Below are 19,986 nucleotides of genomic sequence, written 5' to 3'. Positions count from 1 at the left end.
GTCTCGCATCTCCGCTCTGAACCCACCGTCTCAATGCGCTCAAATCCTCGCATCACTGTCGTTTTCCTCCATTCCCTGGGCGCCAGTCGTCGCGAATGGGATGACGTCATCGCCCGGTTTTCCGATGATACGCAGACGGTCGCGATGGATCTTCCAGGGTTCGGCGACCGGGCTCGGGAAGGCTATGGCGATGTGCAGGGGGTGCTCGACGATCTTTGCCGCCGTCTGGCCGATCTCGATCTCGGGCTCTGGGTCATCGTCGGCCACAGCATGGGCGGCAAGTTCGCGACCCTGATCGCCGCGCGCGCACGCGATGGAGCGCCGGGTTTAAGCGGGTTGGTCGGCGTGGTGCTCGTCGCCGGATCGCCGCCGTCGCCCGAACCGATGGACGAGGATCGGCGCGCGGAAATGCTGACCTGGTTCGACGATCCCACGACGATCGAGGACAGGGCGCGACAGTTCATCGACGCCAATACCGACGCCGGCCTGCCGCAAGACGCCTTCCAGCAGGCGCTCGACGATTTCCGCCGGTCGTCCCCGGACGCCTGGCGCGGATGGCTGGCCCAGGGATCGCGCGAGGATTGGTCCGTCCAGGCCGGCGTCATTCCGTATCCCGCGCTGATCGTCGCCGGCGCGGAGGACGGCGATCTGGGCGAGACGGCGCAGCGGCGGTGCAACGCGCCTCATTTCCGGTGTCCCCAGGTGGTGGTCGCGCCCAAGGCGGCGCACCTGATCCCCCAGGAACAACCGGAGCCACTCGCAGTCCTGATCCGAGACTTCGCCGAGACGGCTGGTGGGGCCGCGCTGCCGGACCGATTTGTCCGGTTGATGGCGTCCGAGCGGGTGTCGGATCGAACCCGACGCGCGATGCTGCAGCGCCACTTCGGCCCCGCGCCCTCCGATGGCGGCGTCCTCACGCCGACCCAACGCGACCTGTTGACGGCGGTGATCGCCCGCATCCTGCCGGATGTCGGCGAACCCCAAGCTCTGGCGCGCCGTTTGGATGTCGGCTTGGCCAGCGGACAGGCGGACGGTTGGCGTTTCGCCGATCTGCCGTCCGACGCCGAGGCGTGGCGACGCGGCCTGGATACGCTTGCCGCGATGTCGCCCGGGTTCGCGACCTTGGGGCCGGATCGCCGAGACGCCATCCTGCGCGCCCTCTCGACCGGCGATGCCGATGTCGTGGACGGGCCAGGGCGGCTTTCGGCGAAGGCGATGAAGCTCTGGTTCGAAGACGTGGCGTCTGACGCTGCGCGCGTGTGGATGTCGCTGCCGGCCACCTGGGCGCGCATCGGTTACGACGGCTTCGCCACAGGCGGTCAGGACGCCGTCCAGGGCTATGGCGAAACCGCTGCGGACCGGACGGAGTCCTGGCGTCTGCCGACGGAGCGGGGGCGTTGAGCTCTTTCGCAAGCCCGCCCGACGAAACCGACGTCGTCATTATCGGCAGCGGCGCGGGCGGAGCTCCGATCGCGGCGCGGCTCGCCCAGGCCGGCCTGTCGGTCACCGTGCTGGAGGCGGGGCCCGCCTTCGACCCGACGGACCATACGCCCGACGAACCCTCGGCGGATCTCTATTGGATGGAGGAACGTCTCAGCGGGGGACGCGACCCGACGGCGTTCGGCGCCAACAATTCCGGTCAAGGCGTCGGAGGCTCGCTTCTGCACTGGGGCGCCTTCTGCCCGCGACCGGATCCGCGCGATCTGACGCTCGCCTCGGAAACCGGACGGGGGCGGGACTGGCCGTTCGGCTGGGCGGCGTTGAAGCCTTACGTCGAAACCGTCGAGGCGGTGATCGGGGTTTCCGGCCCGGCCGACTATCCTTGGGGCGGGCGACGGTTCGGCTACCCGCCCGTCCGGCGCAACGCCCCGGCGGACGCCATGGCGCGCGGGGCCGAGGCGGTCGGACTGACGGTCGCCGACGCGCCGGCGGCCGTGCTGTCGCGCGACCGGAAGGGCGGCGCCACGCCCCACCGCGGGGCCTGCGTCAACTGCGGCGCCTGCCATCAGGGGTGTCGAACGGGCGCCAAGGGCGGGGCGGACAACAGCTTCCTGCCGATCGCCCAGGCGAATGGGGCCAACATCATCGCCGACGCCCGCGCCGTCGCCGTCGAACGCCATGTCGGCGGGCGGATCAAGGCCGTCGTCTACCGCCGCGAGGGGCGGGAGCATCGTCTGGACTGTCGAGCGCTGTTCCTCTGCGCGGGCGGCGTGGAGACGCCGCGCCTTTTGCTGAACTGGGGCCTGGCCAATGCGGGCGGCGAGGTCGGCCGGAATTTCATGACCCATGTGGCGACCCAGGTCTGGGGCCGGTTCGACGCCGACATGTCGATGAACCGCGGCTATCCCTCGTCCCTGATCAGCGAGCAGATGGTGCGCCCCTCGGATGCGGACTTCGCCGGGGGCTATCTGATCCAGAGTCTCGGCGTCATGCCGGTCACCCTGGCGGGGAGCTTCGCGCGGGGCGCGGGCCTGTGGGGCGCGCCGCTGGTGGAGACGCTGCGCGACTATCGCCGGCTCGCTGGCATCGGAATCAATGGGGAGTGTCTGCCGGCCGACGACAATCGCCTGACCCTGTCCGACGAGGTGGACGCGGTTGGCCTGCGCAAGGCGCGGATCGACTTCGGCTATGGCGAGAACGAGCGGCGTCTGGACGCCCATGCCCGGCGCGTCATGACGGATCTCTGGTCGGCCGCCGGCGCGGAGGACATCTTCGCCGTGGCCCGATCGGCGCATACGATCGGCGGCTGCCGAATGGGGAACAAGGCGGACGGCGCGGTCGTGGACGCCAACGGGTGCAGTGTGGAGATCGACAATCTGTACGTCTGCGACAACTCGGTTTTTCCGAGCGCCCTTTCGGCCAATCCGGCTTTGACCCTCATGGCCGTCGCCCTGCGCACGGCCGATCGCTTCCTCGACCGTCAACGAAAAGGAGAGTTTTGATGGACCTCGGGATCAAGGGGCGCATCGCGCTCATTTCCGGCGCCGATTCCGGCATGGGCAAGGAGACGGCGCGGCTGCTGCTGGACGCCGGCGTGCGGGTCGCCCTGACCGACAAGCCGGACGGCACGCTGGATGAAGCCGTGCAGGACCTTTCGGCATTGGGCGACTGCATCGGCGTGACCGGCGACGTGACGAAGGCTGACGATGTCGAACGTCTGTGGGCGGAGGTCAGAGACCGCCTGGGCGATCCAGACATCTATGTGAACGCGGCAGGCGTGACGGGCGCGACCGGCGACTTCCTGGATGTCGATGACGCCGGTTGGCTGGAGACGCTCGACATCAATCTGATGGGCGCGGTGCGGATGTGCCGCCAGGCCGTTCCCGCGATGCGGCGCGCGGGCTGGGGACGGATCGTCCTGTTCGCCTCGGAGGATGCGGTTCAGCCCTATGTGGACGAACTGGCCTATTGCGCCTCGAAGGCCGGCATTCTCAGCCTGGCGAAGGGTCTGTCCAAGGCCTACGGCTGCGACAATGTGCTGGTGAACACGGTCTCGCCCGCCTTCATCGCCACGCCGATGACCGACGCCATGATGGAGAAGCGCGCCAAGGAACGGGGCGAGACTTTCGACGAGACGATCAAGAGTTTCTTGAAGGAAGAGCGCCCCGGCATGACGCTGGATCGCAGAGGCCGGCCGGAGGAGGTCGCGGCGGCCGTCGCCTTTCTTTGCTCGGAGCGCGCCAGCTTCATCAACGGCGCGGGTCTTCGTGTGGACTCCGGGTCCGTCGCCACGATCGCCGGCTAGCCGCCGGTGGTTCTCGTCAGGCGACGCCCTTGCCGCCGGTGACGCCGAACACTTCGCCCGTGATGTAGCTGCCTTCCTGCGAGGCCAGCAGCACATAGACGGGGGCGATCTCGACGGGCTGGCCGGGACGGCCCAGCGGCACCTGTTCGCCGAACTTCATCACCGCCTCCTGCGGCTGCCCGCCGGAGGACTGCAGCGGCGTCCAGAACGGACCCGGCGCCACCACATTGGCCCGTACGCCCTTTTCGATCAGCTGGGCGGCGAGCGCCTTGGTGTAGGCGACGATCCCCGCCTTGGTCGTGGCGTAGTCGAGCAGGATGGCCGAGGGCTCATAGGCCTGGATCGAGGCGGTGGTGATGACGGCGCCGCCCGCCGGCAGGTGGGGTACGGCCGCTTGGGCGATCCAGTGCATGGCGTAGAGGTTGGTCTTCAACGTCTTGTCGAAGTCTTCCGACGTCACCTGGGAGATGTCTTCGCGATACTGCTGACGCCCGGCGTTGATGACCAGGATGTCCAGGCCCCCCAGGTCCGACACGGCCTGTTCGACCATTTGCCGACACCAGGCTTCGTCGGTGATGTCGCCCGGGAGATCGACGGCCTTGCGCCCTTCGGCCTCGATCAGAGCGATCACCTCGGCGGCGTCCCTCTTCTCCGAGGGCAGATAGGACAGGGCGACGTCGGCGCCCTCGCGGGCGTAGGCGATGGCCGTCGCCCGGCCGATGCCGCTGTCGGCCCCGGTGATCAGCGCCTTGCGGCCTTTAAGCTTGCCGGCCCCCTGGTAGCTGGTCTCGCCATGATCCGGCTTGGGGTCCATCTCGCGAGCCTCGCCGGGGATGGGCTGGGGCTGGCGCGGGAAGGGCGGCTTCGGATATTGCTCGCGCGGGTCCTGCAGGGTCAGGCGGTCAGTCATGGAACGTCTCCGTTTCGGGCTGGGGGGAAGAGGTCTGCGCCTGTCCGACGGCGGTCAGGGCGGTCAGATGGGCGAGGTGGCTGAGGCCCTGCGGCATGTTGCCGAGGTAGGCGCCGCTGTTTGGGTCGATCATTTCGGTGAGCATGCCCCAACGCCCGCCCAGGGCGTCGCGTAGGCCGTCGATGCGCGCCCGCGCCTTTTCCGGCTCGCCCAACCGGGCCCAGGCCTCGGCGATCCAGAACGAGCAGGCGATGAAACAGCCCTCTTCGTCCTTCATGCCGGTGTAGCGATAGTGAAAGACGCCGGCGCCGAGATGACGGTCCAACGCCTCAAGGGTCGCGCGAAGCCGGTCCTCGCCGTCGAAGCGGAACCGCACAGCCAGGGCGAGGGCGGCGTCCAGCTTGTCGCTGCCCGGATACATGACGAAGGCCTGGAGGCTGTCGGACCAGCAGTGGGTCTCGACCCAGTCGAAAATCCGATCGCGCTCCCGGCGCCAGCGGTCCCGGCAGGTTGTCGGCAGCTGTCCGGCGTCGGCCAGTTCCGCCGCGCGGGCCAGGGCTTGCCAGCAGCTGATCTTGGACATGGTGTAGTGCTGCTGGTCCTCCAGCTCCCACATGCCGGCGTCCGGCTGACGCCAGGCGTCCGCGCACTGGTCCGCCAGTTCGGACAGCTGCTGGGCGCTGGCGCTGTCGAGGATGTTGCCGCAGCCGACGAAACGCGACGCCGTCTCGAAGATGTCGCCGAACACGCCGTGCTGCGTCTGTTCGGCGGCGCGATTGCCGGTGACGACGGGGCGCGATCCCCGGTAGCCTGGCATGTCCCACCGGGTCTCCTCGGGGACCGGGCCGCCGTCCAGACTATAGCAGACCCGGGCCTGATGCTGTCGCACCTGCATCAGCAGCCAGCTGAAGGCGGCCTTGGCCTCGGCCTGGGCGCCCGCCGCCAGGAAGGCCTCGATCGTATAGCCGGCGTCGCGCACCCAGGCGTAGCGGTAGTCCCAGTTCTTTTCGCCGCCCAGACGTTCGGGCAGGGAGGTGGTGGCGGCCGCCGCGATGGCGCCCGACGGGGAAAAGAGCAGCAGCTTCAGCGCCAGGGCGCTGCGAACGAAGTCGTCGCGATACAGACCGGGGCAGTTCAATCGCGCCGCCCAGTCCCGCCACTCCTGATCCGATACGTCGATGCGCGCGTCGATCTCGTCGATGGACGGCGCCACGAGAGGTTCATCGCGCCCAGCGACGATGGCGACGGTGCGGCGCTCGCCGGCGGCGACCCGGATCGCGCCGACGATCCCCTCGTCGGACCAGTCGCAGATGATGCGAGGATCATGGACGAAGAGGCCGAGCACTCGCTCGACATGGAAGACCGTGTGGTCGCCTATCTTCGAATGATAGGGATTGGCCGTGTCCCCGCGACGGCCGGGGCGCATCTCCAGGGCGAAGGTGACCTCGCCTTCTAGGCCGTCGATCCGACGCGCCAGCTCGCACCACGGCAGCCGGCCGGCAGTGCCGCTGTTCAGGCTTTCGGTGAGCCGGGCGCGTCCCGTCGCGGTCACGAATTCCGTCTCCAAGACATTGCTGTCGGGACGGTAGCGGCGGGTGGCGGTAAAGGCGTTCTCGGGCGTGAGAGAGAACCGGCCGCCGTCGGGATCGAGCAGGCGATCGAACAAGGGCGGCGCATCCAGGGCGGGCACGCACCACCAGTCGATGCCCCCATCCAGCGCCGAGAGGGCCACCGTCCGGCCCTCGCCGAGCACGCCGTAGTTCTCCAGCGGCGCGTGGCCGTCCCGCCGAAGATCGGTCGAGGCGGCCGCAGGCTGAGGGGTGAAACCTGCCGCGCTCATCCGCGCTTCGATCCCAGCGCAAAGCCGGCCGCCATCGATGCGACGACCAAGGCGCCGAAGGCGGCGGCCTTGGCGATGGCGGTCTGACGGCTCGACACAAAGCCGACCAGCGGCCGAACGACCCGGTCGACATCCGGCCCGTCGATCGCCGCCGGGCCGTCTTCCGGCTGGTCCAGGTTGCCGAGGCGCGGGAGCTGAGGGTCGCCCTGTTGCGCCGCAACCATCCCGGCGGCCTTGCGATCGGCCAGTCCAGGCGAGAGCGTCTGCGCCAGACCCATCAGCCAGGTCGAGCGCCCGACGTAAATCTTGCGGACCGGCCGTTGGACGGCCGACCACACCGCCTCGGCGCACAGACGGGGATCGAACAGCGGGTCGGGGATGACTTGCGCCCTGTCGGTGCGGTTGCGCGACCACAGCGGTTGGGGGGTATTGACGGCGGGGAGATAGACAGTGCTGAGCGTGATCCTGGAGCCGTCGGCGATCAGTTCGGCGCGCAGCGACTCGGTGAAGCCGTCGACCGCCGCCTTGGCCGCGCAATAGGGAGCCTGCAGCGGTGCGGGACGCAGCGCCAGGCCGGACGAGATCTGGACGATGGCGCCGCGGTCGACGAGCCGCATCGCCCGGAGCGCCGCCCGTGTCCCGTAGACCTGCGACAGATAGGTGGTTTCGCCGACGCGGCGGTAGTCGGCGTCCGTCAGGTCCGTGTCGCGGCCGACCACGGTCGACATCGCGTTGTTGACCCACGCATCGATCCCGCCAAAGGCGTCCACGATGTTCTGTCCGGCCCGCTCGACGAATTCGGGATCGGAGACGTCGCCGGCCATGCCGATGGCGCGGCCGCCCGAGCGTGTAAGCAGGTCGACGGCCGCCGCCAGACGCTCGGCCTGCCGGGCGATGATAACGACCTGCCATCCCGCGCGGCCGAAGCGGTCAGCGATCGCCAGACCTATGCCGGCGCTCGCGCCCGTGACGACAATGACCGGCATCCGATCCCTCTTCTTGCGAAAGCGGCGGGTGATAGCGGTCGAGGCCGCTGGGGAGGGTCTGACAACGACACGCCTCCCGGAAGGTTGCGACGTGCGAGGCCGCCGCTAAGGCGGCGCAACAGCGTGATGCGACGGACCTTCGGCCTGATCACCGCAGTCCCGTTCACGGGCCGCCGAGGATGCCTCTTCGGAAGCCGCCAATCTTGCCGCCCGGATTGGAACAGCGCGACCTGACGCTCGTCTGGCGCAAGGACGCGACGTCCTCACCGAACCGTCTTTTCCCATCGCTCGAACTGGATTTGATCGCGGAAGCGATATCGGGGGTCATTGTCATGTTCGTCGGCGTCGAGACGGGCCGATCGACGCGGGCGCTGGCAGACACCGAAGCCTTATGACGCAGGTCGCTCACTCCAGACAGCCTCATGGTCTTGTTGATCCTCACCCGATCAACGGTCAGCGGGCGCGGGTCTGGAGCGTCGGAAAGCTTCAGCGTTGCGTCGGGCGGTCGTCGGGGTCATTGTGCGGCGGCTGAAGAGGAACACATGGCGGACCTGGACCCTATCGACGTCGAGATCGGCGCACGCGTCAAACAGCGGCGCGAGGCGCTGGGGTTGACCCAGCAGGCCCTCGCTTCGGCGATCGGCGTGACCTTCCAGCAGGTTCAGAAATACGAGAAAGGGACCAACCGCATCTCGGCCTCCCGCCTCGTTCGGATCTCGGAAACCTTGCACAGTCCCCCTGCCGCCCTTTTGAGCCGCGCCGACGACGCAGGGCCTATCGCCGCCGGTCTGTTGGACACGCCGGGCGCGGTCCAGCTCCTGGAAGCCTATTGCGCGATCCGGTCGCCGCGTCATCGAGACGGGCTGCTCGCCATGGCCAAGGCGCTTGACGCCGTCTAGCCGCGGGCCGATTTCCCCGAACCGCCGAAGGTCCGACTGACGACGATGGAAATCGCCTGTCTGACGCGTGTGCGCGACGGCTTCCAGTCCAAGGAGATCGCGCTCGAGTTGGGGCGCTCCGCCAAGACGGTCGACAAACATATTGAGAACGCCTGCCGCAAGTTCGGCGTCGGCAGCCGGCGCGAGGCGGCGCGGTTGTTGGAGGCCGTCCTGGTCGCCGGCGATCTACGGCACGGTTCCGTAGAGGCGCCGCTCCCTCTGCCGGAAAATCCCGATGTCGCCTCTCTTCGTCTCCGGAAAGGAGACCTTGATGCCGCACTCGGGACGCCCTCTGCCCTCCATCACCTGGGGGGAGCTGGAGGTGATTTTCGAGGCGTTGACGGTGACGACCGAGGAGTGGGAGACGGCGCGCAAGCTGCTGGATCTCACACGGAGACTGCAGCCGTATCTTTCGCCGCTCGACGTGATGCGCGAGATACTCTGCATCGCGCTCGTTCTGCCCAGCGAGAACGATCGACCGCCCGCGCCGCCCCGGCGGCGGGAGGCCGTCTCCGGAAATTGGCGATGATCCCCGTGATCGCCGCCATCGCCATGGCTGTGCTGGCCGCCTTGCTCGGCGGCGCCGTTCAGCTTCAGCTGGCGGTCCAGGCGCTCGATCATCTGCTGGCTGGCCGATAGGTCTCCGTTTCCGCCCATCAACGAACGTCCTGCGAGACAAGGTCGGCAGGCGAAGGAGCGGACGATGCAAAGACGCGAAATGGCCCAGGCGATCGCCAATGCGCTGTTCAAGGCGGAGGACCAGGCCGATCAAGGCCTGATGGCCGCGAGCGCCCTGATCAGCCTTATGGCCGAGACACGGCTCGATCACCGGCTTTCCGCCGTTCTCGCGGCGGACGCCGTCTCCGAGACCACCGAGGCGATCCGCGCGTTCGGCGAAGCGCGCGCCCGGCTGGTCGCGGCCCACAATGCGCTCGAACAGGCGGCGCCCGCCCTGATCGGCCGCGAGACCCGTCTCATGGGGCCTTTGACCGGGAAACCGGCGGCCGACCGGCCGGCTGCGACAGGTCATCTGTCCGCGGTCGCCTGATGTCGAGCGGCGGCTTGCCTCCAACCGCACGGCCCGCAAGGATGGGCCATGGAACAGCTTCACACCCCGCTGCAGATCACCCTCACGGTGGCGATGGTCGCGTGCCTGGTGCTGGCGTTGTGGCGGGGCGGGCCGTCGTCGCGCCTCGCCGCGGGCGGCATGGTCCTGGGTTCCGTGCTGAGCGCACTGGTTCAGGACCGCGCGCATCTCGAGGCCGCCCAGTGGATCATCATGGGCGTGGACGCCGCCTATCTGGCGTTGCTGCTCGGCCTCGCCTGGCGGTCGCCGGCCGCCTGGTTGATCTGGGCGGCCGCCTTTCAGCTCGCCCAGACCATCACCCATGTGAGCTTCGCGCTCAATCCGGAGGTCCTGGGACGGGCCTATGTCATCGGCTCCTATGTGCTGTTCGCCGCCCTGCTGTGCGCTCTCTTCGCCGGCCTGTGGCCAGGGCTTGGACGCCATGATCCCGACGCGGGAGCCCGTTGACGCCACGGATCGCTATATCGGCGGACGGTTGCTGGCGCGCCGGATAGGCCTGGGCCTGGATCTTGCGGCGGTGGCTGACGCGGGCGCTCTGACCTTGCGCGAGCTTGCGGCGATCGAAGCTGGAGAGGCCAAGGTCTATGTGGCGACGCTCTGGCGGCTGTCTCTCGCCCTGAAGACGGATCTCTCCGACCTGCTGCCGCCCTCGCCGACCGGGGTGATTGGCCGGGCGTGAGATCCGCCCCGAGCCGGTCCGGTTCGACGCAGCGTAGCGCGCAGCGCAGGGTTGTGCGTTTCACGGCGCTCTACGTGGAGGGCGGCTGTCGGCTCTAAGGCGACCTCTTTCGCCAGCCCTAGGAAGCGTGGCTTTAAACGTTGCGCGCCCGTTTGCCGTGACGGCTTACGCGATTGTCCGCGCTCGCCCGGGAAGAGGAGATTAGCCCTGTTGAACGCAACCTCGAATTGCGTAAAGACGGGTGAGAATTCTTGGAGGGGAAGATTGTGGTCGCAAATGTTCAGACGATTGACGCCGCCTTTCAGGCATGCCGCTCCGCCGTGGAGGGGGACGATGAAGACCATATCGAGCAACTTGAGCTGTTGATCCTCAACCATTATCCGCTCGGTCCGCAGGACGCCGGGATCGTGCTCGAGGCCGCTCTGGCGGATCTTCGCCACGGCGGACGGTCCGATGGCCTGGACGTGGCGGCGGTCGAACGGGTGATCGCCTGGATCGGTCGGCAAGCCGACGTCGCAATGAGGCCTTCCGCTTAGCGATGTCCGTATCGCTTCTCGATGACGAGTCCTTCAGCTTGATCGCCGGATATGCGCGAGACCATCCCGCCGTTCTAGAAAAGGGGCTGACGCCGGAGGGGCTTGCATGGGCGCTTCACGCCGCGAACGAGCGGGCGTTCCGGGCGCGCTATCCCGGGTTCGACGAACCGGTGGCGCGGCCTCAACTCGGGCGCCGCGAGGTCGTCGATCCCGTGCGCGTCCTCGAAGCGATCCGGGAGTGGCAGTATAATACGGCGCTCGCCATCGACGATCCGCTGGAGCGGACGCTCCAGCCGATGATCGACCATATCCGTCGTCTGGCGGTGACCGTCTCCGCCTGAGAGCCGTCCGTCGCGCCGCGGAGCCGCGCGGGGCGGCAGGCAAGCGTCGGCCCGCTCGTTCGCCGCTGGCGGATCGCTTTTGCCCGCTAACGCGCGCGCGTCGACGCGGCATGCGCCGATCGGCAGGGCGGCCTAAACCGCGACGGCGTCCCGATCGGCCAACTGCTGAGCCATGGTCAGGACCAGCTTGCGTTTGGCGGCGGTGAGGCCGGGTTCCAGCGCCATGAGGTCGCGTCCCCAAGCCGTCATGGCGACCGGCGCGACGCGGGACGCTGCGACGGCCGCCAAATCCTCGAAGAAGAAGGTCATGGGCGCGTCCAAGGCCGAGGCGATCTCCCAGAGCCTGGACGTTGAGATGCGATTGGCTCCGTTCTCGTATTTCTGGATCTGCTGGAAACTCACGCCTATCGCGCGCGCGAGATCGTTTTGCGTGCGGCCGAGGGCAAGCCGGCGTGTCGTGACGCGTGCGCCCACCGCCTTATCGACCGGGTGAGGGGCTGCAGCGATCCGGGCCATGATACACTCCGTGGGTTGAAGGGGCGTCATTATGCAACCCAGAACTGCAACAGGCAAATGTGCGACCCCGCTGGACGCCCGCGCGCCGCAAGGATCGCGAGAACGAGACAGCGCCAAGGGCGAGGCTCGGCCGGGGATCTTGTGGCGCCGTACGACGTCTGGGGTTCGGCGGTGCGCCAGTCGCTTCCCGAGGCTGAAGCCGCGCCCACACGAAGGCTTGGCGAGAATGGCGACGCGGGATCGAATCCTTATCGCGACGGCCATGAATGGCGGCCCGTGCTATCCCTGGGGACCGAAGCGGGCCGAGGCGCTCCCCGGCAGACCCAATCGGGCCATCGCCTTTCTTCGCGGAAACGCGCGAAGCCTCCGCTCCGTCACACGCAGCGTTGTGTTGAGGCGTCCGCAGGGGGGCTCACCTTGACCTGGTCCCTACCGGACAGGGGGAGAGTCCGGGCTGAAATCCGCAATCGCTTTAACGTCCGCCTCGCTGATGATCGGATTCACTCCGTCAGCGGTTCGGAGCGCGTCCGCACCAACCCTCAGGGCGAAGTAGTCGGCCTACAACGACAGTCCGGAATGTGAGCGTTGCATGCGCAACTTCGGCTGCGACTACAACGATGGCTCTTGGCAATGCCCGTATCCGGACATCGATCAAATCTGCGGCCTCGACCTTTAGACTGTCGCCACTCCCAGGCTTCATGTCTCGGGCCTCTTTCCACCCGTCACGGCCTGCGGCTTCGCTGAAGGGCGCAACCGATACGTGATTATTGACGCACTCGTGAGTTGCTTGTCGTGTTTCGAAGGTGTGCGTGGTCGCTGCGTGCGATGGGTGCGCACATGGGAGCAAACACGATGAAAATCCGCGTTAAAGCCATGGTGATCGGCGCCGGTCTGGTCGCCGCCGCCGGCGTGACCACGGCCTCTGCTCAGATCGATCTGACCGGTTATCACTATGTCTATTACGCCGACGCCGCGAAGACCGAGTACCTCGGCGAGGTGTCGGATCGAGGATGCGGCGGGTGGGGCGCCAACCGTTACGTGCTGCGCGCGTATGTCCCGTCGGGCTATTACGACACGACGCCGATCTTCACCTGCGGCGCGCACGGTCCAGAGCTACCGATAGAAGATTAACCCGCAGGCCCGCCTTCACAAGAGGGCGGGCCAACGGTCAACGCCCAAAATAGCCGCCGACAAAATATGGCGAAACGGCGAGCCAGATCCCATGTCGGTTTATCATGACGTTCCTCGCCCACATCCTAATCGGCGCTGACAGCCTGCTGAAAATCCTGACTCACCGAGAGCGCTTTCTCTAGCCGCTCGACGGGCGACCGAACCACCGCTGCCGCTTTCGCTTGGTCAGGTTCCCCCCTGCCAGCGAACCGCCGCTCGGGAGGGCGGTGTCGATCGGTAACTCGCGCGGCGTGGCGGCAGCGACATCGATGTCGAACGTCCCGAAGCGTCACTCGCCACCGGCGCCATGTCGATGATCGATCCCCGCCCGTCCGTCTGCCGTCGGCCGCTAGAGCGACTTCCCGGTCGCGTGCCTCCGCACGACGATCGTTCTCGGCGTCCACAAAAAAGAATGCGTGGTCGCTCTGAACTCTTGAGCCCTGTTCGGGTTGACCTCCGACAGGGAGCGCCGACCGCCATGACCTCCGTCGATCCTCGCGGCATCGCCCCGATGCCCTCCTTCACGAATGCGGCGGCGCTTGCGGCCATCGCGCTCTTCGATCCGGATGGGCACCATCCGGGGAACCTGCACGATCAGGCGTCGAGACAGATGCTCGTCTCTCGCCTCGCGGCCCTTCTGCGGCTCCCTGTCGTCGACCTCGTGTCGGAGGCCGAAGACATCGGCCCCGACGTCCTTCTGGTTCCACGCGACACCTTGATCGGGGAGGACATGGCGTCACGGACCACCTTCACGCCAGCCAATCTGCTAGGCGGCAAGGTTCCCCTTCGGTTTATCGCCACCAAGGCGATCACGCATGGTTTGATCGACCGGGACGCGGCCTGCCCGGCGGGCTGGTCCACCGCCATGGTCGACCGCCTGGGCGATGCGGCTCTGGAAGGCTACACCGCCTTCACCGTCGCGGACGCAATTGAAGCCGGTCGGCGGCTTCTGGAGACCGGACCGGTCCGCGTGAAGGATGTGCTGGCCAAGGCTGGTCTGGGCCAGACGGTCGTCGAGACGCCGCAGGCGCTTGCCTCTGTGATCGCCGAACAGGACGAGGCGCAGATCGGCGCCTTCGGCGTCGTGCTCGAGGAGAATCTGGTCGGCGTGGAGACCTACAGCGTCGGAACCCTGTCAGTCGGCGGATTGCGCATCAGCTACGTCGGCGACCAACGGGAAACGACGGACCACAGGGGCCGAGAGGTTTACGGCGGCTCCAGGCTCAAATGCGTCAGAGGCGATCTCGACCGCCTGACCCACCTCGGATTGTCGCGCGAGGCGGTCGAAGCGGTGCGTTGCGCGGCCGTGTTCGACGATGCGGCCCAGCGCGCCTATCCGGATCTGATCCTGACCCGGCGGAACTACGACGTCCTCGCCGGCAAGGATGCGCGAGGCCGCAGGCGCGTCGGCGTGCTGGAACAGTCCTGGCGTGTCGGCGGCGCGACCGGCGCCGAGATCGCCGCCCTCGAAGCCTTCGCGGCGTCCCCGGAACTCACGGCGGTCGAAACCGCAACGGTGGAGATCTATGGCCTCGAAGAGGTCGGCCCGGACGATGTGATTTATTTCCGGGGGGTCGATCCAAAGGTCGGGCCGATGACGAAATATGTGACGAGGACAGCGTGATCGCGCCTGAAGAGGTCGATGAGGGGCGGGTTCGTTTGTCGGTCGACGGGCAGCGGTTGACGGGCACCCTCCTGACGCCCGAAGCCCCCGTACCCGGGTTTCTGTTCGTCCACGGATGGGGCGGCGACCAAGACGAAGACCTCGGCCTCGCCGAGAATCTCGCGCGCCTGGGCTGCATCTGTTTCACATTCGACCTTCGGGGCCATGCCGACAGCGATGCGAACCGGGACGAGGTTACTCGGCAGAACGGTCTGGACGACGTGACGGCGGCCTATGATTATCTGGCGTCGCAGCCGCTCATCGATCCTGGCGCGATCGGCGTGATCGGCACAAGCTACGGGGGCTATCTGTCGGCTCTGCTGACGAAGACGAGGGCGGTGCGTTGGTTGGCGCTGCGTGTCCCGGCCCTCTATCCGGATCAGCACTGGGACGTGCCCAAGGCCAAACTCGATAAGGCGGCGGTGCGCGCCTACAGGCGACAGCGCCGGACGCCGGAGGAAGACAGGGCGCTCGCGGCCTGCGCGGCGTTCCAGGGCGATGTCCTGATCGTACAGTCGGGCAGGGATGATCGTATTCCGCCAGAGGTGATCGCGTCCTACCAAGCCGCCTTCAAGGACGTGAATTCCTTCAGCCACAGGATCATACCCGAGGCCACCCACGCGATGCGGGACCCCGCCGATCAGCGGCTGTACGCCACCCTGTTGATCAACTGGGTGGAGGAAATGGTGCGCGCGAGTCGCCGGTCCTATCGCTGAGGATGCCGCCAGCCCTCGGACGGGGAACTTCGCTCGCGGGGTCTCGTTGGTGGGCGGTATACGAAGGAGACCTGCCGTGACCGACCTTTCGAGACTGAGGGAGCCCATGGACGTAATTGGGGCCGATGGCGTCCACCCCGGCGGCATCGACAAGGTTCAAGATGATCGCATCAAGCCCGCCGAGGCCGAGAGCGGATCGCCCGGCGATCACTCCCCCGGCCCTGCCGCAGGTCTGGTCGGCGACCTCGAGGGCGATCAGCGTCCTGATTTCACAGACGCCGCAAACGCTGTGCTCACCGAACAAGGGGATGGCGAGATGATCGCCGAGCCGGACATCGCGTCGGCGACCCCGGACAGCGGCGTCGTCGCCGCCCAGCTTCTGGCGGTTCGCGACCGACTGAAGGCGGAGGTTTGGCCCACGGCGATCGCGGCGGCGCAGTCCGGGGATCACGAACGCCTTCGCGATCTGGTCAAGCTGAAGGTCGACATTGAGGCGATCGATTTCGCGCTTGGACACCGCCCGGCTGGCGTGACGAAGGGAGACCAACAATGATCGACCTCAACACCGCGACCGCCGACGCTTTGGACAGCGTCGATGTTTTGCGAGGCCACGGCTTCGAGATCGTCCGCTATCGTGAGGACCGAGGTCGGTTCACCAGCATCCGCCAGTTGGATGAAGTCCCTGGTTTGGCGGGCAAGACCGATGGTGTCGAGGCGCACGTTTCGGTCAATGCTGCACGAGCAACCTAGCCGCCGGTACTCGGCGGCCTCTCTGTCTGAAAGGCGCGAAGCCAGTCTCTCCGACATCGCTGATGCGCCGCATGCCATCCAGGATCGGAGTAGACGTCCGGGGCCCCGGCGAGAGTGATCGATGGCGGCACAAGGCGCGCTTGGCGATCGGCGATGGGGCCATGCGCTGGCTTCAGGCGTCAGACGTTGGTCGGAATTCGGGGGCGTCGCGCGCGAAGCGACGCTGCTGAGAGCTGAAGCGCTGAGTCGGAGCACGCCGATGGACGAGCTCTTAGCGAAAACCTGCGCAGGCTGCGCTCATGGGCCAGACCGGCTGCGCGTTGGTCGGGCTGCCGCGGGCCAAACAGGCGGGCCTCCGAAGTTCCGCTTGTCGCGCCACGATGGCTGTGGGGGGTCTTCGCGGCGCGCCAGCCGGTTTGAGGTTCGCCGACCTGGCCGCCCGAATTTAACGTCTCGATGTCGCTCTTCGCCGCGTCGAGGGAACGGTTGCCCCAGGACCACATTGGGTTTGCGCACCACGGAAGGGATTTGATGCGCCGTCTCGTTCAACTGGCCGCGAGTTTCATCGCCGGCGCCGCCGCTGCGGAGCTCTTAAGGGGCGTTGCACCCCGTCTCCGCGGCGCCGCCGCAGCGGGACGATCAACCTCGCCGACCGGTCCGGCGCAGGACAAGACTTCGCCAATCAATCTGCAAGAGGCCGATCAGGCCGATCGGGGACGCGACGCCGACCGCCCGGCCGAGATCCCCGCGCGCGGCTGGAAGGATATTCTGGTGCGGACCTCCAAGGAGTTCAACGACGATCAGATCGCCTTGATCGCGGCCGGTTGCACCTTCTACGCCTTGCTGGCCCTCTTTCCGGGCGTCACCGCTTTCGCAGCCCTCTACGGGCTGTTCGCCGATGTTGGCGAGGCCCGGACCCATGTGGAGGCGCTGTCCGGCGTTCTGCCGGCCGGCGCAATCAGCCTGATCGGCGACCAGATGATCAAGGTCGCCGCCGCCGGCGGCGGCGGCCTGTCCTTGACGTTCGTCCTGGGTCTCGTGACCGCCTTGTGGAGCGCCAACAAGGCGATGAAGGCGGTGATCACCGGGCTGAACATCGCCTATGAGGAAACCGAGGCGCGCGGCCTTGTCGTCAAGACCCTCGTGCCGTTGGCCTTCACCTTCGGCTTGATCGTTTTCGCCCTTCTTGCGATCGGCCTGGGCGCGATCGGGGCAGGTGTCGGCGAGCGCTATGGCCTTGCGGCGGGCGCGGTGTGGACCGGCCTTTACTGGCTGATCCTCTTCGCCGGCGTCATCGTCGGAACGGCGCTGCTTTATCGGTTCGGGCCCAGCCGCAGTCGGGCTCGCTGGCGCTGGATCAGTTGGGGCAGCGCGCTCGCCGCCGTCGCATGGGTGGCCATGTCCGCCGCCTTCACCGTCTATGTCTCGAACTTCGGAAACTACGACGAGTCTTACGGCGCCCTCGGTGCGGCGGTCGGGTTCATGACCTGGACCTGGTTGTCCAGCATGGTCTTCCTGATGGGGGCTGAACTCAACGCCGAGATCGAACACCAGACGACCCGCGACACCACAACCGGGGCGCCTCGACCGCTCGGCGCAAGGGGCGCGGTCATGGCCGATACGGTGGGGGCCTCCGCCTAGGACGCCCGGCGCGCCTCGAACCGGACCGGGCTTTTGGTTTCGCAGACGGCGACGACCGGGTCCGAGCCGCACGCGGCCCGGAGTGGCCGCTCCAGACGATGCGCTCGCCCACCCTGGTCTGTCTCCCGGTAGGGTCGGCCACGATCAGATGGCCCTCCTCATCCCGATGGACCGGCACGTCGCCGAATCACCGTCTTTTGGAAGCGTTCGTTCCAGATGCGCGTGGCGGTCTTGGTCACGCCGATCGCCGCGCGGCGGGTCGATCCATCGCGCTGACCGAGCAAGGCCACGCCTCTGTCCTCGCCTCGGAGGCGATCGCAAGTCTTAGGATCAAGCGTCCTCGACCGAAGAGACGGTCTGAGGCTTGCCGAGGCGGATATGTAGCGCTTCCGGACCCAACCGATCCCTTCGAAGGGCTTGGGGGCGACGACGCGAGCGCAAGAGCGTCGGTCTCGCGGCGTTATGGCCGCGACGAGGGCGCTGTTGATCAGTCCTATTGTTCAGAACTCTCAGCGGAGCGGCGGGATGGCGGACCGCCTGTCGTACTGCGGCGTGGGTGTCGGTGGAGACGTCCAGCAGGTCGTGTCCTAATCATTGAGGACGAAGCGCTTGTCGCATTCGGTCAATAGGCCATGATCAGGATACTTCGGCGCTGCCCTGCAACGCCGGCGTGCGGGAGAGAGGGTCTCGCTCGACCGTGACCTGATGAGGATAGGGAAAACTCAGGCCCTCGGCTTCGAACCGTTCCTTGACCACCTTGATAAGATCGCATTTGGCGTCCTGCCAGTCGCCCGGAGTCGTCCAACAGCGAAGCGTCACATTAACGGCGCTGTCGGCCAAGCCGGTGACCCGCGCCCAAGGCGCGGGCGTTTCGAAGATTCTGGCGTCCGCCTTGGCGCAGGAAAGAAGAAGCGTCAGCGCGACGTCGAGATCGTCATCATAATCAACGCCGAAGGTGATATCGACGCGGCGTCGGTCGGACTGATCGACGTTGACGATCAGTTCTCCGAAAATCTTTCCATTCGGGAAGAAAAGGGTCAGGCCGTCGTAGTCGACGACCGTGGTGTTGAAGAGATCCAGGTCGGTCACCTTTCCGGATCGGCCGTTGATCTCGACCCGATCTCCGACACGATAAGGCTTCAACATCAAAATCATGACCCCTGCCGCGACATTGCTCAGCGCGCCCTGCAACGCCAAGCCGATCGCGAGCGACGCCGCGCCCAGCACCGCCAGCACGGAGGTGGCCTGAATCCCGATCTGTTGCAGCACGGCGATCAACCCGACGGCGATGACGACATAGCGGACGACGCCGGCCACGAAATCGCTGAGGGTCGTATCGCCGGGATGGTGATGGTGCGGCACGCGTTGAATGGCGCGTCGTGCGACATTGGCCAGACGTTTGGCCGCCCAGAGGGTGATCGCCAAGATGAGGAAGGCGGCCAGGAGGCGGACGCTGAACGCGCCGATGACGCTCAAAACCTCCCGGATCATCACGGGGTCGCCCTGAAGCGCACGCTCCGCGGCGTCGGTGAACGAGGGCGGGGCTGCAGCAGGTGTCGTCATGAGATCTCCGGAGGGCGGGATATCCAACGCCGCAGCGACCACCATCGTTGCAAAGCTTAGGCATGCCACGTCGGTGTCTGCTCGGTCGGGACGTTGGACGGGGTGTCCCATGCCGCGAGCGACCCGACGCTCTTGAAGCTCTACCGATGATCTCTGCCCGTTGGCGGACGCCATGTATCGGGCGACGTCGATGTCGCTTCGCCAAGGCTTCGACTGTAGTCCCCGGACAAACGCGCTTGGGCGGGTCGTCTATATCGGCGTGTGAATGGCGTCTTCGACCGCCAGCCGATGAAGCAAGGCGACCGCTGTTTGCGCGTCACGGTCGCTCATCTCGACAGCGTCCGACATCTGGTCTTGACGCGCCGGTGTGACCTTTGGAGCGGTCATTGACCAGTCGTCGAACAGACGTTTGTCCACGGGGCGCCGGAGGACGATTTTGATGTCGGTCTGCCGGGGGTCGCGGCTCAGGCGTCCCATCAACCGCTCAAGATCTGTCACCTCGCCCTCGATCACCTGAAAGAAGCTTCCGCTACTATAGACGAGCGCGCCCGTGATCCGGTCTCTGCGGTTGTTTCGAGCGGACACGGCAAGGATGTCGGCGATCACGACAGGGAGTCCATCGAGAGACAGGCTTTACTCCGGTACGCCCATTGCTCGATCATCGTCGCTCTCGCTTCAAGTGTTTGTGGGTCAACCCATGGTGAGCAAGGAGTGTTCCCTGTCTGCAAGCGTGTCCAGCCGCATTCCGTCGCGGCGCGCCTGCGTCTCGGCATTCGGGCGCAGGACGCCGAGGAAGGGCTGGGGCTGTCTAGTTGTTTGTCAGACTATCGATTTCTGGCTCAGCGTATCCCCCGGCGGTGCATCGCCTTTGATCCCTTCCTAGACTAGGTTCAATCGACATTCAG

The 19,986-nt window shown here is 66.8% G+C and carries 23 protein-coding genes and 1 pseudogene; 18 read left to right on the top strand and 6 right to left on the bottom strand.

From position 1 onward, the window contains the following. Positions 1–33 precede the first annotated feature (33 nt). Genes B3Z70_RS12880 through B3Z70_RS12870 form a run of 3 tightly spaced genes read left to right on the top strand, consistent with a single transcriptional unit; the run spans position 34 to position 3,745 of the window. Positions 34–1,401: an alpha/beta hydrolase gene (locus B3Z70_RS12880; protein WP_292045711.1), complete on the top strand. Its 1,368-nt coding sequence runs from the start codon at positions 34–36 to the stop codon at positions 1,399–1,401. Then, positions 1,398–2,942 (top strand): GMC family oxidoreductase, encoded by a 1,545-nt coding sequence (locus B3Z70_RS12875; RefSeq protein ID WP_292045709.1) that lies wholly within the window; start codon positions 1,398–1,400, stop codon positions 2,940–2,942. Before B3Z70_RS12880 ends, B3Z70_RS12875 begins: the two co-directional genes overlap by 4 nt. After that, on the top strand, positions 2,942–3,745 hold the full coding sequence (locus B3Z70_RS12870) for an SDR family NAD(P)-dependent oxidoreductase (protein ID WP_292020638.1): 804 nt from the start codon (positions 2,942–2,944) through the stop codon (positions 3,743–3,745). The genes B3Z70_RS12875 and B3Z70_RS12870 overlap by 1 nt, the downstream gene beginning before the upstream one ends. 16 nt (positions 3,746–3,761) lie before the next feature. Here B3Z70_RS12870 and B3Z70_RS12865 read toward each other — a convergent pair whose 3' ends face one another. Genes B3Z70_RS12865 through B3Z70_RS12855 form a run of 3 tightly spaced genes read right to left on the bottom strand, consistent with a single transcriptional unit; the run spans position 3,762 to position 7,481 of the window. Next, positions 3,762–4,655, bottom strand: a complete 894-nt coding sequence (locus B3Z70_RS12865) for an SDR family oxidoreductase (protein ID WP_292020640.1) — start codon at positions 4,653–4,655, stop codon at positions 3,762–3,764. Next, positions 4,648–6,495, bottom strand: a complete 1,848-nt coding sequence (locus tag B3Z70_RS12860) for a glycoside hydrolase family 15 protein (RefSeq protein ID WP_292020643.1) — start codon at positions 6,493–6,495, stop codon at positions 4,648–4,650. Before B3Z70_RS12860 ends, B3Z70_RS12865 begins: the two co-directional genes overlap by 8 nt. Continuing rightward, positions 6,492–7,481, bottom strand: a complete 990-nt coding sequence (locus B3Z70_RS12855; protein ID WP_292020645.1) for an SDR family oxidoreductase — start codon at positions 7,479–7,481, stop codon at positions 6,492–6,494. Before B3Z70_RS12855 ends, B3Z70_RS12860 begins: the two co-directional genes overlap by 4 nt. 203 nt (positions 7,482–7,684) lie before the next feature. Here B3Z70_RS12855 and B3Z70_RS12850 point away from each other — a divergent pair, with 203 nt between their 5' ends. From B3Z70_RS12850 to B3Z70_RS12815, 9 genes and pseudogenes are all read left to right on the top strand, one after another. Then, on the top strand, positions 7,685–7,876 hold the full coding sequence (locus B3Z70_RS12850) for a hypothetical protein (protein WP_292020646.1): 192 nt from the start codon (positions 7,685–7,687) through the stop codon (positions 7,874–7,876). Between the two features lie 147 nt (positions 7,877–8,023). After that, a complete protein-coding gene (locus B3Z70_RS12845; protein WP_292020648.1) occupies positions 8,024–8,380 on the top strand; it encodes a helix-turn-helix domain-containing protein in 357 nt (118 codons plus the stop codon). A gap of 45 nt (positions 8,381–8,425) precedes the next feature. Further along, positions 8,426–8,566 (top strand): annotated as a pseudogene (locus B3Z70_RS17255) (helix-turn-helix domain-containing protein); the annotation flags it as partial. A gap of 88 nt (positions 8,567–8,654) precedes the next feature. Next, a complete protein-coding gene (locus B3Z70_RS12840) occupies positions 8,655–8,948 on the top strand; it encodes a hypothetical protein (RefSeq protein WP_292020650.1) in 294 nt (97 codons plus the stop codon). Positions 8,949–9,122: 174 nt separating this feature from the next. Further along, a complete protein-coding gene (locus B3Z70_RS12835; RefSeq protein ID WP_292020652.1) occupies positions 9,123–9,467 on the top strand; it encodes a hypothetical protein in 345 nt (114 codons plus the stop codon). Positions 9,468–9,515: 48 nt separating this feature from the next. Then, the gene (locus B3Z70_RS12830) at positions 9,516–9,953 is read left to right on the top strand and encodes a hypothetical protein (protein ID WP_292020654.1); all 438 of its coding nucleotides are present in this window, start codon (positions 9,516–9,518) and stop codon (positions 9,951–9,953) included. Next, a complete protein-coding gene (locus tag B3Z70_RS12825) occupies positions 9,928–10,185 on the top strand; it encodes a helix-turn-helix domain-containing protein (protein ID WP_292020656.1) in 258 nt (85 codons plus the stop codon). The genes B3Z70_RS12830 and B3Z70_RS12825 overlap by 26 nt, the downstream gene beginning before the upstream one ends. A 251-nt stretch (positions 10,186–10,436) precedes the next feature. Beyond that, a complete protein-coding gene (locus B3Z70_RS12820) occupies positions 10,437–10,721 on the top strand; it encodes a hypothetical protein (protein WP_292020658.1) in 285 nt (94 codons plus the stop codon). 38 nt (positions 10,722–10,759) lie between these two features. Beyond that, positions 10,760–11,062 (top strand): hypothetical protein, encoded by a 303-nt coding sequence (locus tag B3Z70_RS12815; RefSeq protein ID WP_292020660.1) that lies wholly within the window; start codon positions 10,760–10,762, stop codon positions 11,060–11,062. Positions 11,063–11,194: 132 nt separating this feature from the next. Here the strand turns inward: B3Z70_RS12815 and B3Z70_RS12810 are convergent, their stop codons facing one another. Then, a complete protein-coding gene (locus B3Z70_RS12810; protein WP_292020662.1) occupies positions 11,195–11,578 on the bottom strand; it encodes a helix-turn-helix domain-containing protein in 384 nt (127 codons plus the stop codon). A gap of 852 nt (positions 11,579–12,430) precedes the next feature. Between B3Z70_RS12810 and B3Z70_RS12805 the strand changes: the two genes are divergently transcribed. The 6 genes from B3Z70_RS12805 (at position 12,431) to B3Z70_RS12780 (ending at position 17,518) form a co-directional block, all read left to right on the top strand. Further along, complete coding sequence (locus B3Z70_RS12805) at positions 12,431–12,709, top strand: hypothetical protein (RefSeq protein ID WP_292020664.1); 279 nt, start codon at positions 12,431–12,433, stop codon at positions 12,707–12,709. 517 nt (positions 12,710–13,226) lie between these two features. Next, the gene (locus tag B3Z70_RS12800; RefSeq protein ID WP_292045708.1) at positions 13,227–14,372 is read left to right on the top strand and encodes a DUF3182 family protein; all 1,146 of its coding nucleotides are present in this window, start codon (positions 13,227–13,229) and stop codon (positions 14,370–14,372) included. Beyond that, complete coding sequence (locus B3Z70_RS12795) at positions 14,369–15,127, top strand: alpha/beta hydrolase family protein (RefSeq protein WP_292020666.1); 759 nt, start codon at positions 14,369–14,371, stop codon at positions 15,125–15,127. Before B3Z70_RS12800 ends, B3Z70_RS12795 begins: the two co-directional genes overlap by 4 nt. A 76-nt stretch (positions 15,128–15,203) precedes the next feature. Next, on the top strand, positions 15,204–15,680 hold the full coding sequence (locus B3Z70_RS12790; protein ID WP_292020668.1) for a DUF2171 domain-containing protein: 477 nt from the start codon (positions 15,204–15,206) through the stop codon (positions 15,678–15,680). Beyond that, positions 15,677–15,877, top strand: a complete 201-nt coding sequence (locus tag B3Z70_RS12785; RefSeq protein ID WP_292020670.1) for a ComEA family DNA-binding protein — start codon at positions 15,677–15,679, stop codon at positions 15,875–15,877. Before B3Z70_RS12790 ends, B3Z70_RS12785 begins: the two co-directional genes overlap by 4 nt. A gap of 531 nt (positions 15,878–16,408) precedes the next feature. Then, positions 16,409–17,518 carry a YihY/virulence factor BrkB family protein gene (locus tag B3Z70_RS12780; RefSeq protein ID WP_292020671.1) on the top strand — a complete coding sequence of 370 codons (1,110 nt, stop codon included), beginning with the start codon at positions 16,409–16,411 and terminating at the stop codon, positions 17,516–17,518. Between the two features lie 636 nt (positions 17,519–18,154). Here B3Z70_RS12780 and B3Z70_RS12775 read toward each other — a convergent pair. Both B3Z70_RS12775 and B3Z70_RS12770 read right to left on the bottom strand, forming a co-directional pair. Then, positions 18,155–19,081: a mechanosensitive ion channel family protein gene (locus tag B3Z70_RS12775; RefSeq protein ID WP_292045707.1), complete on the bottom strand. Its 927-nt coding sequence runs from the start codon at positions 19,079–19,081 to the stop codon at positions 18,155–18,157. 249 nt (positions 19,082–19,330) lie between these two features. Then, positions 19,331–19,687, bottom strand: a complete 357-nt coding sequence (locus tag B3Z70_RS12770) for a BLUF domain-containing protein (RefSeq protein WP_292020676.1) — start codon at positions 19,685–19,687, stop codon at positions 19,331–19,333. Positions 19,688–19,986: the final 299 nt, after the last annotated feature.

The sequence above is a fragment of the Brevundimonas sp. UBA6550 genome, assembly GCF_002434505.1.
Classification (GTDB): domain Bacteria; phylum Pseudomonadota; class Alphaproteobacteria; order Caulobacterales; family Caulobacteraceae; genus Brevundimonas.
This window is presented reverse-complemented; position numbering and strand designations above follow the sequence as displayed.

Excerpts from the sequence above, each read along its gene's own strand:
- B3Z70_RS12860 (WP_292020643.1), bottom strand. The coding sequence starts at position 6,495 with ATGAGCGCGGCAGGTTTCACCCCTCAGCCTGCGGCCGCCTCGACCGAT.
- B3Z70_RS12805 (WP_292020664.1), top strand. The coding sequence starts at position 12,431 with ATGAAAATCCGCGTTAAAGCCATGGTGATCGGCGCCGGTCTGGTCGCC.
- B3Z70_RS12845 (WP_292020648.1), top strand. The coding sequence starts at position 8,024 with ATGGCGGACCTGGACCCTATCGACGTCGAGATCGGCGCACGCGTCAAA.
- B3Z70_RS12800 (WP_292045708.1), top strand. The coding sequence starts at position 13,227 with ATGACCTCCGTCGATCCTCGCGGCATCGCCCCGATGCCCTCCTTCACG.
- B3Z70_RS12825 (WP_292020656.1), top strand. The coding sequence starts at position 9,928 with ATGATCCCGACGCGGGAGCCCGTTGACGCCACGGATCGCTATATCGGC.
- B3Z70_RS12775 (WP_292045707.1), bottom strand. The coding sequence starts at position 19,081 with ATGACGACACCTGCTGCAGCCCCGCCCTCGTTCACCGACGCCGCGGAG.
- B3Z70_RS12835 (WP_292020652.1), top strand. The coding sequence starts at position 9,123 with ATGCAAAGACGCGAAATGGCCCAGGCGATCGCCAATGCGCTGTTCAAG.
- B3Z70_RS12870 (WP_292020638.1), top strand. The coding sequence starts at position 2,942 with ATGGACCTCGGGATCAAGGGGCGCATCGCGCTCATTTCCGGCGCCGAT.
- B3Z70_RS12810 (WP_292020662.1), bottom strand. The coding sequence starts at position 11,578 with ATGGCCCGGATCGCTGCAGCCCCTCACCCGGTCGATAAGGCGGTGGGC.
- B3Z70_RS12865 (WP_292020640.1), bottom strand. The coding sequence starts at position 4,655 with ATGACTGACCGCCTGACCCTGCAGGACCCGCGCGAGCAATATCCGAAG.
- B3Z70_RS12785 (WP_292020670.1), top strand. The coding sequence starts at position 15,677 with ATGATCGACCTCAACACCGCGACCGCCGACGCTTTGGACAGCGTCGAT.
- B3Z70_RS12855 (WP_292020645.1), bottom strand. The coding sequence starts at position 7,481 with ATGCCGGTCATTGTCGTCACGGGCGCGAGCGCCGGCATAGGTCTGGCG.
- B3Z70_RS12780 (WP_292020671.1), top strand. The coding sequence starts at position 16,409 with ATGCGCCGTCTCGTTCAACTGGCCGCGAGTTTCATCGCCGGCGCCGCC.
- B3Z70_RS12840 (WP_292020650.1), top strand. The coding sequence starts at position 8,655 with ATGTCGCCTCTCTTCGTCTCCGGAAAGGAGACCTTGATGCCGCACTCG.
- B3Z70_RS12830 (WP_292020654.1), top strand. The coding sequence starts at position 9,516 with ATGGAACAGCTTCACACCCCGCTGCAGATCACCCTCACGGTGGCGATG.
- B3Z70_RS12880 (WP_292045711.1), top strand. The coding sequence starts at position 34 with ATGCGCTCAAATCCTCGCATCACTGTCGTTTTCCTCCATTCCCTGGGC.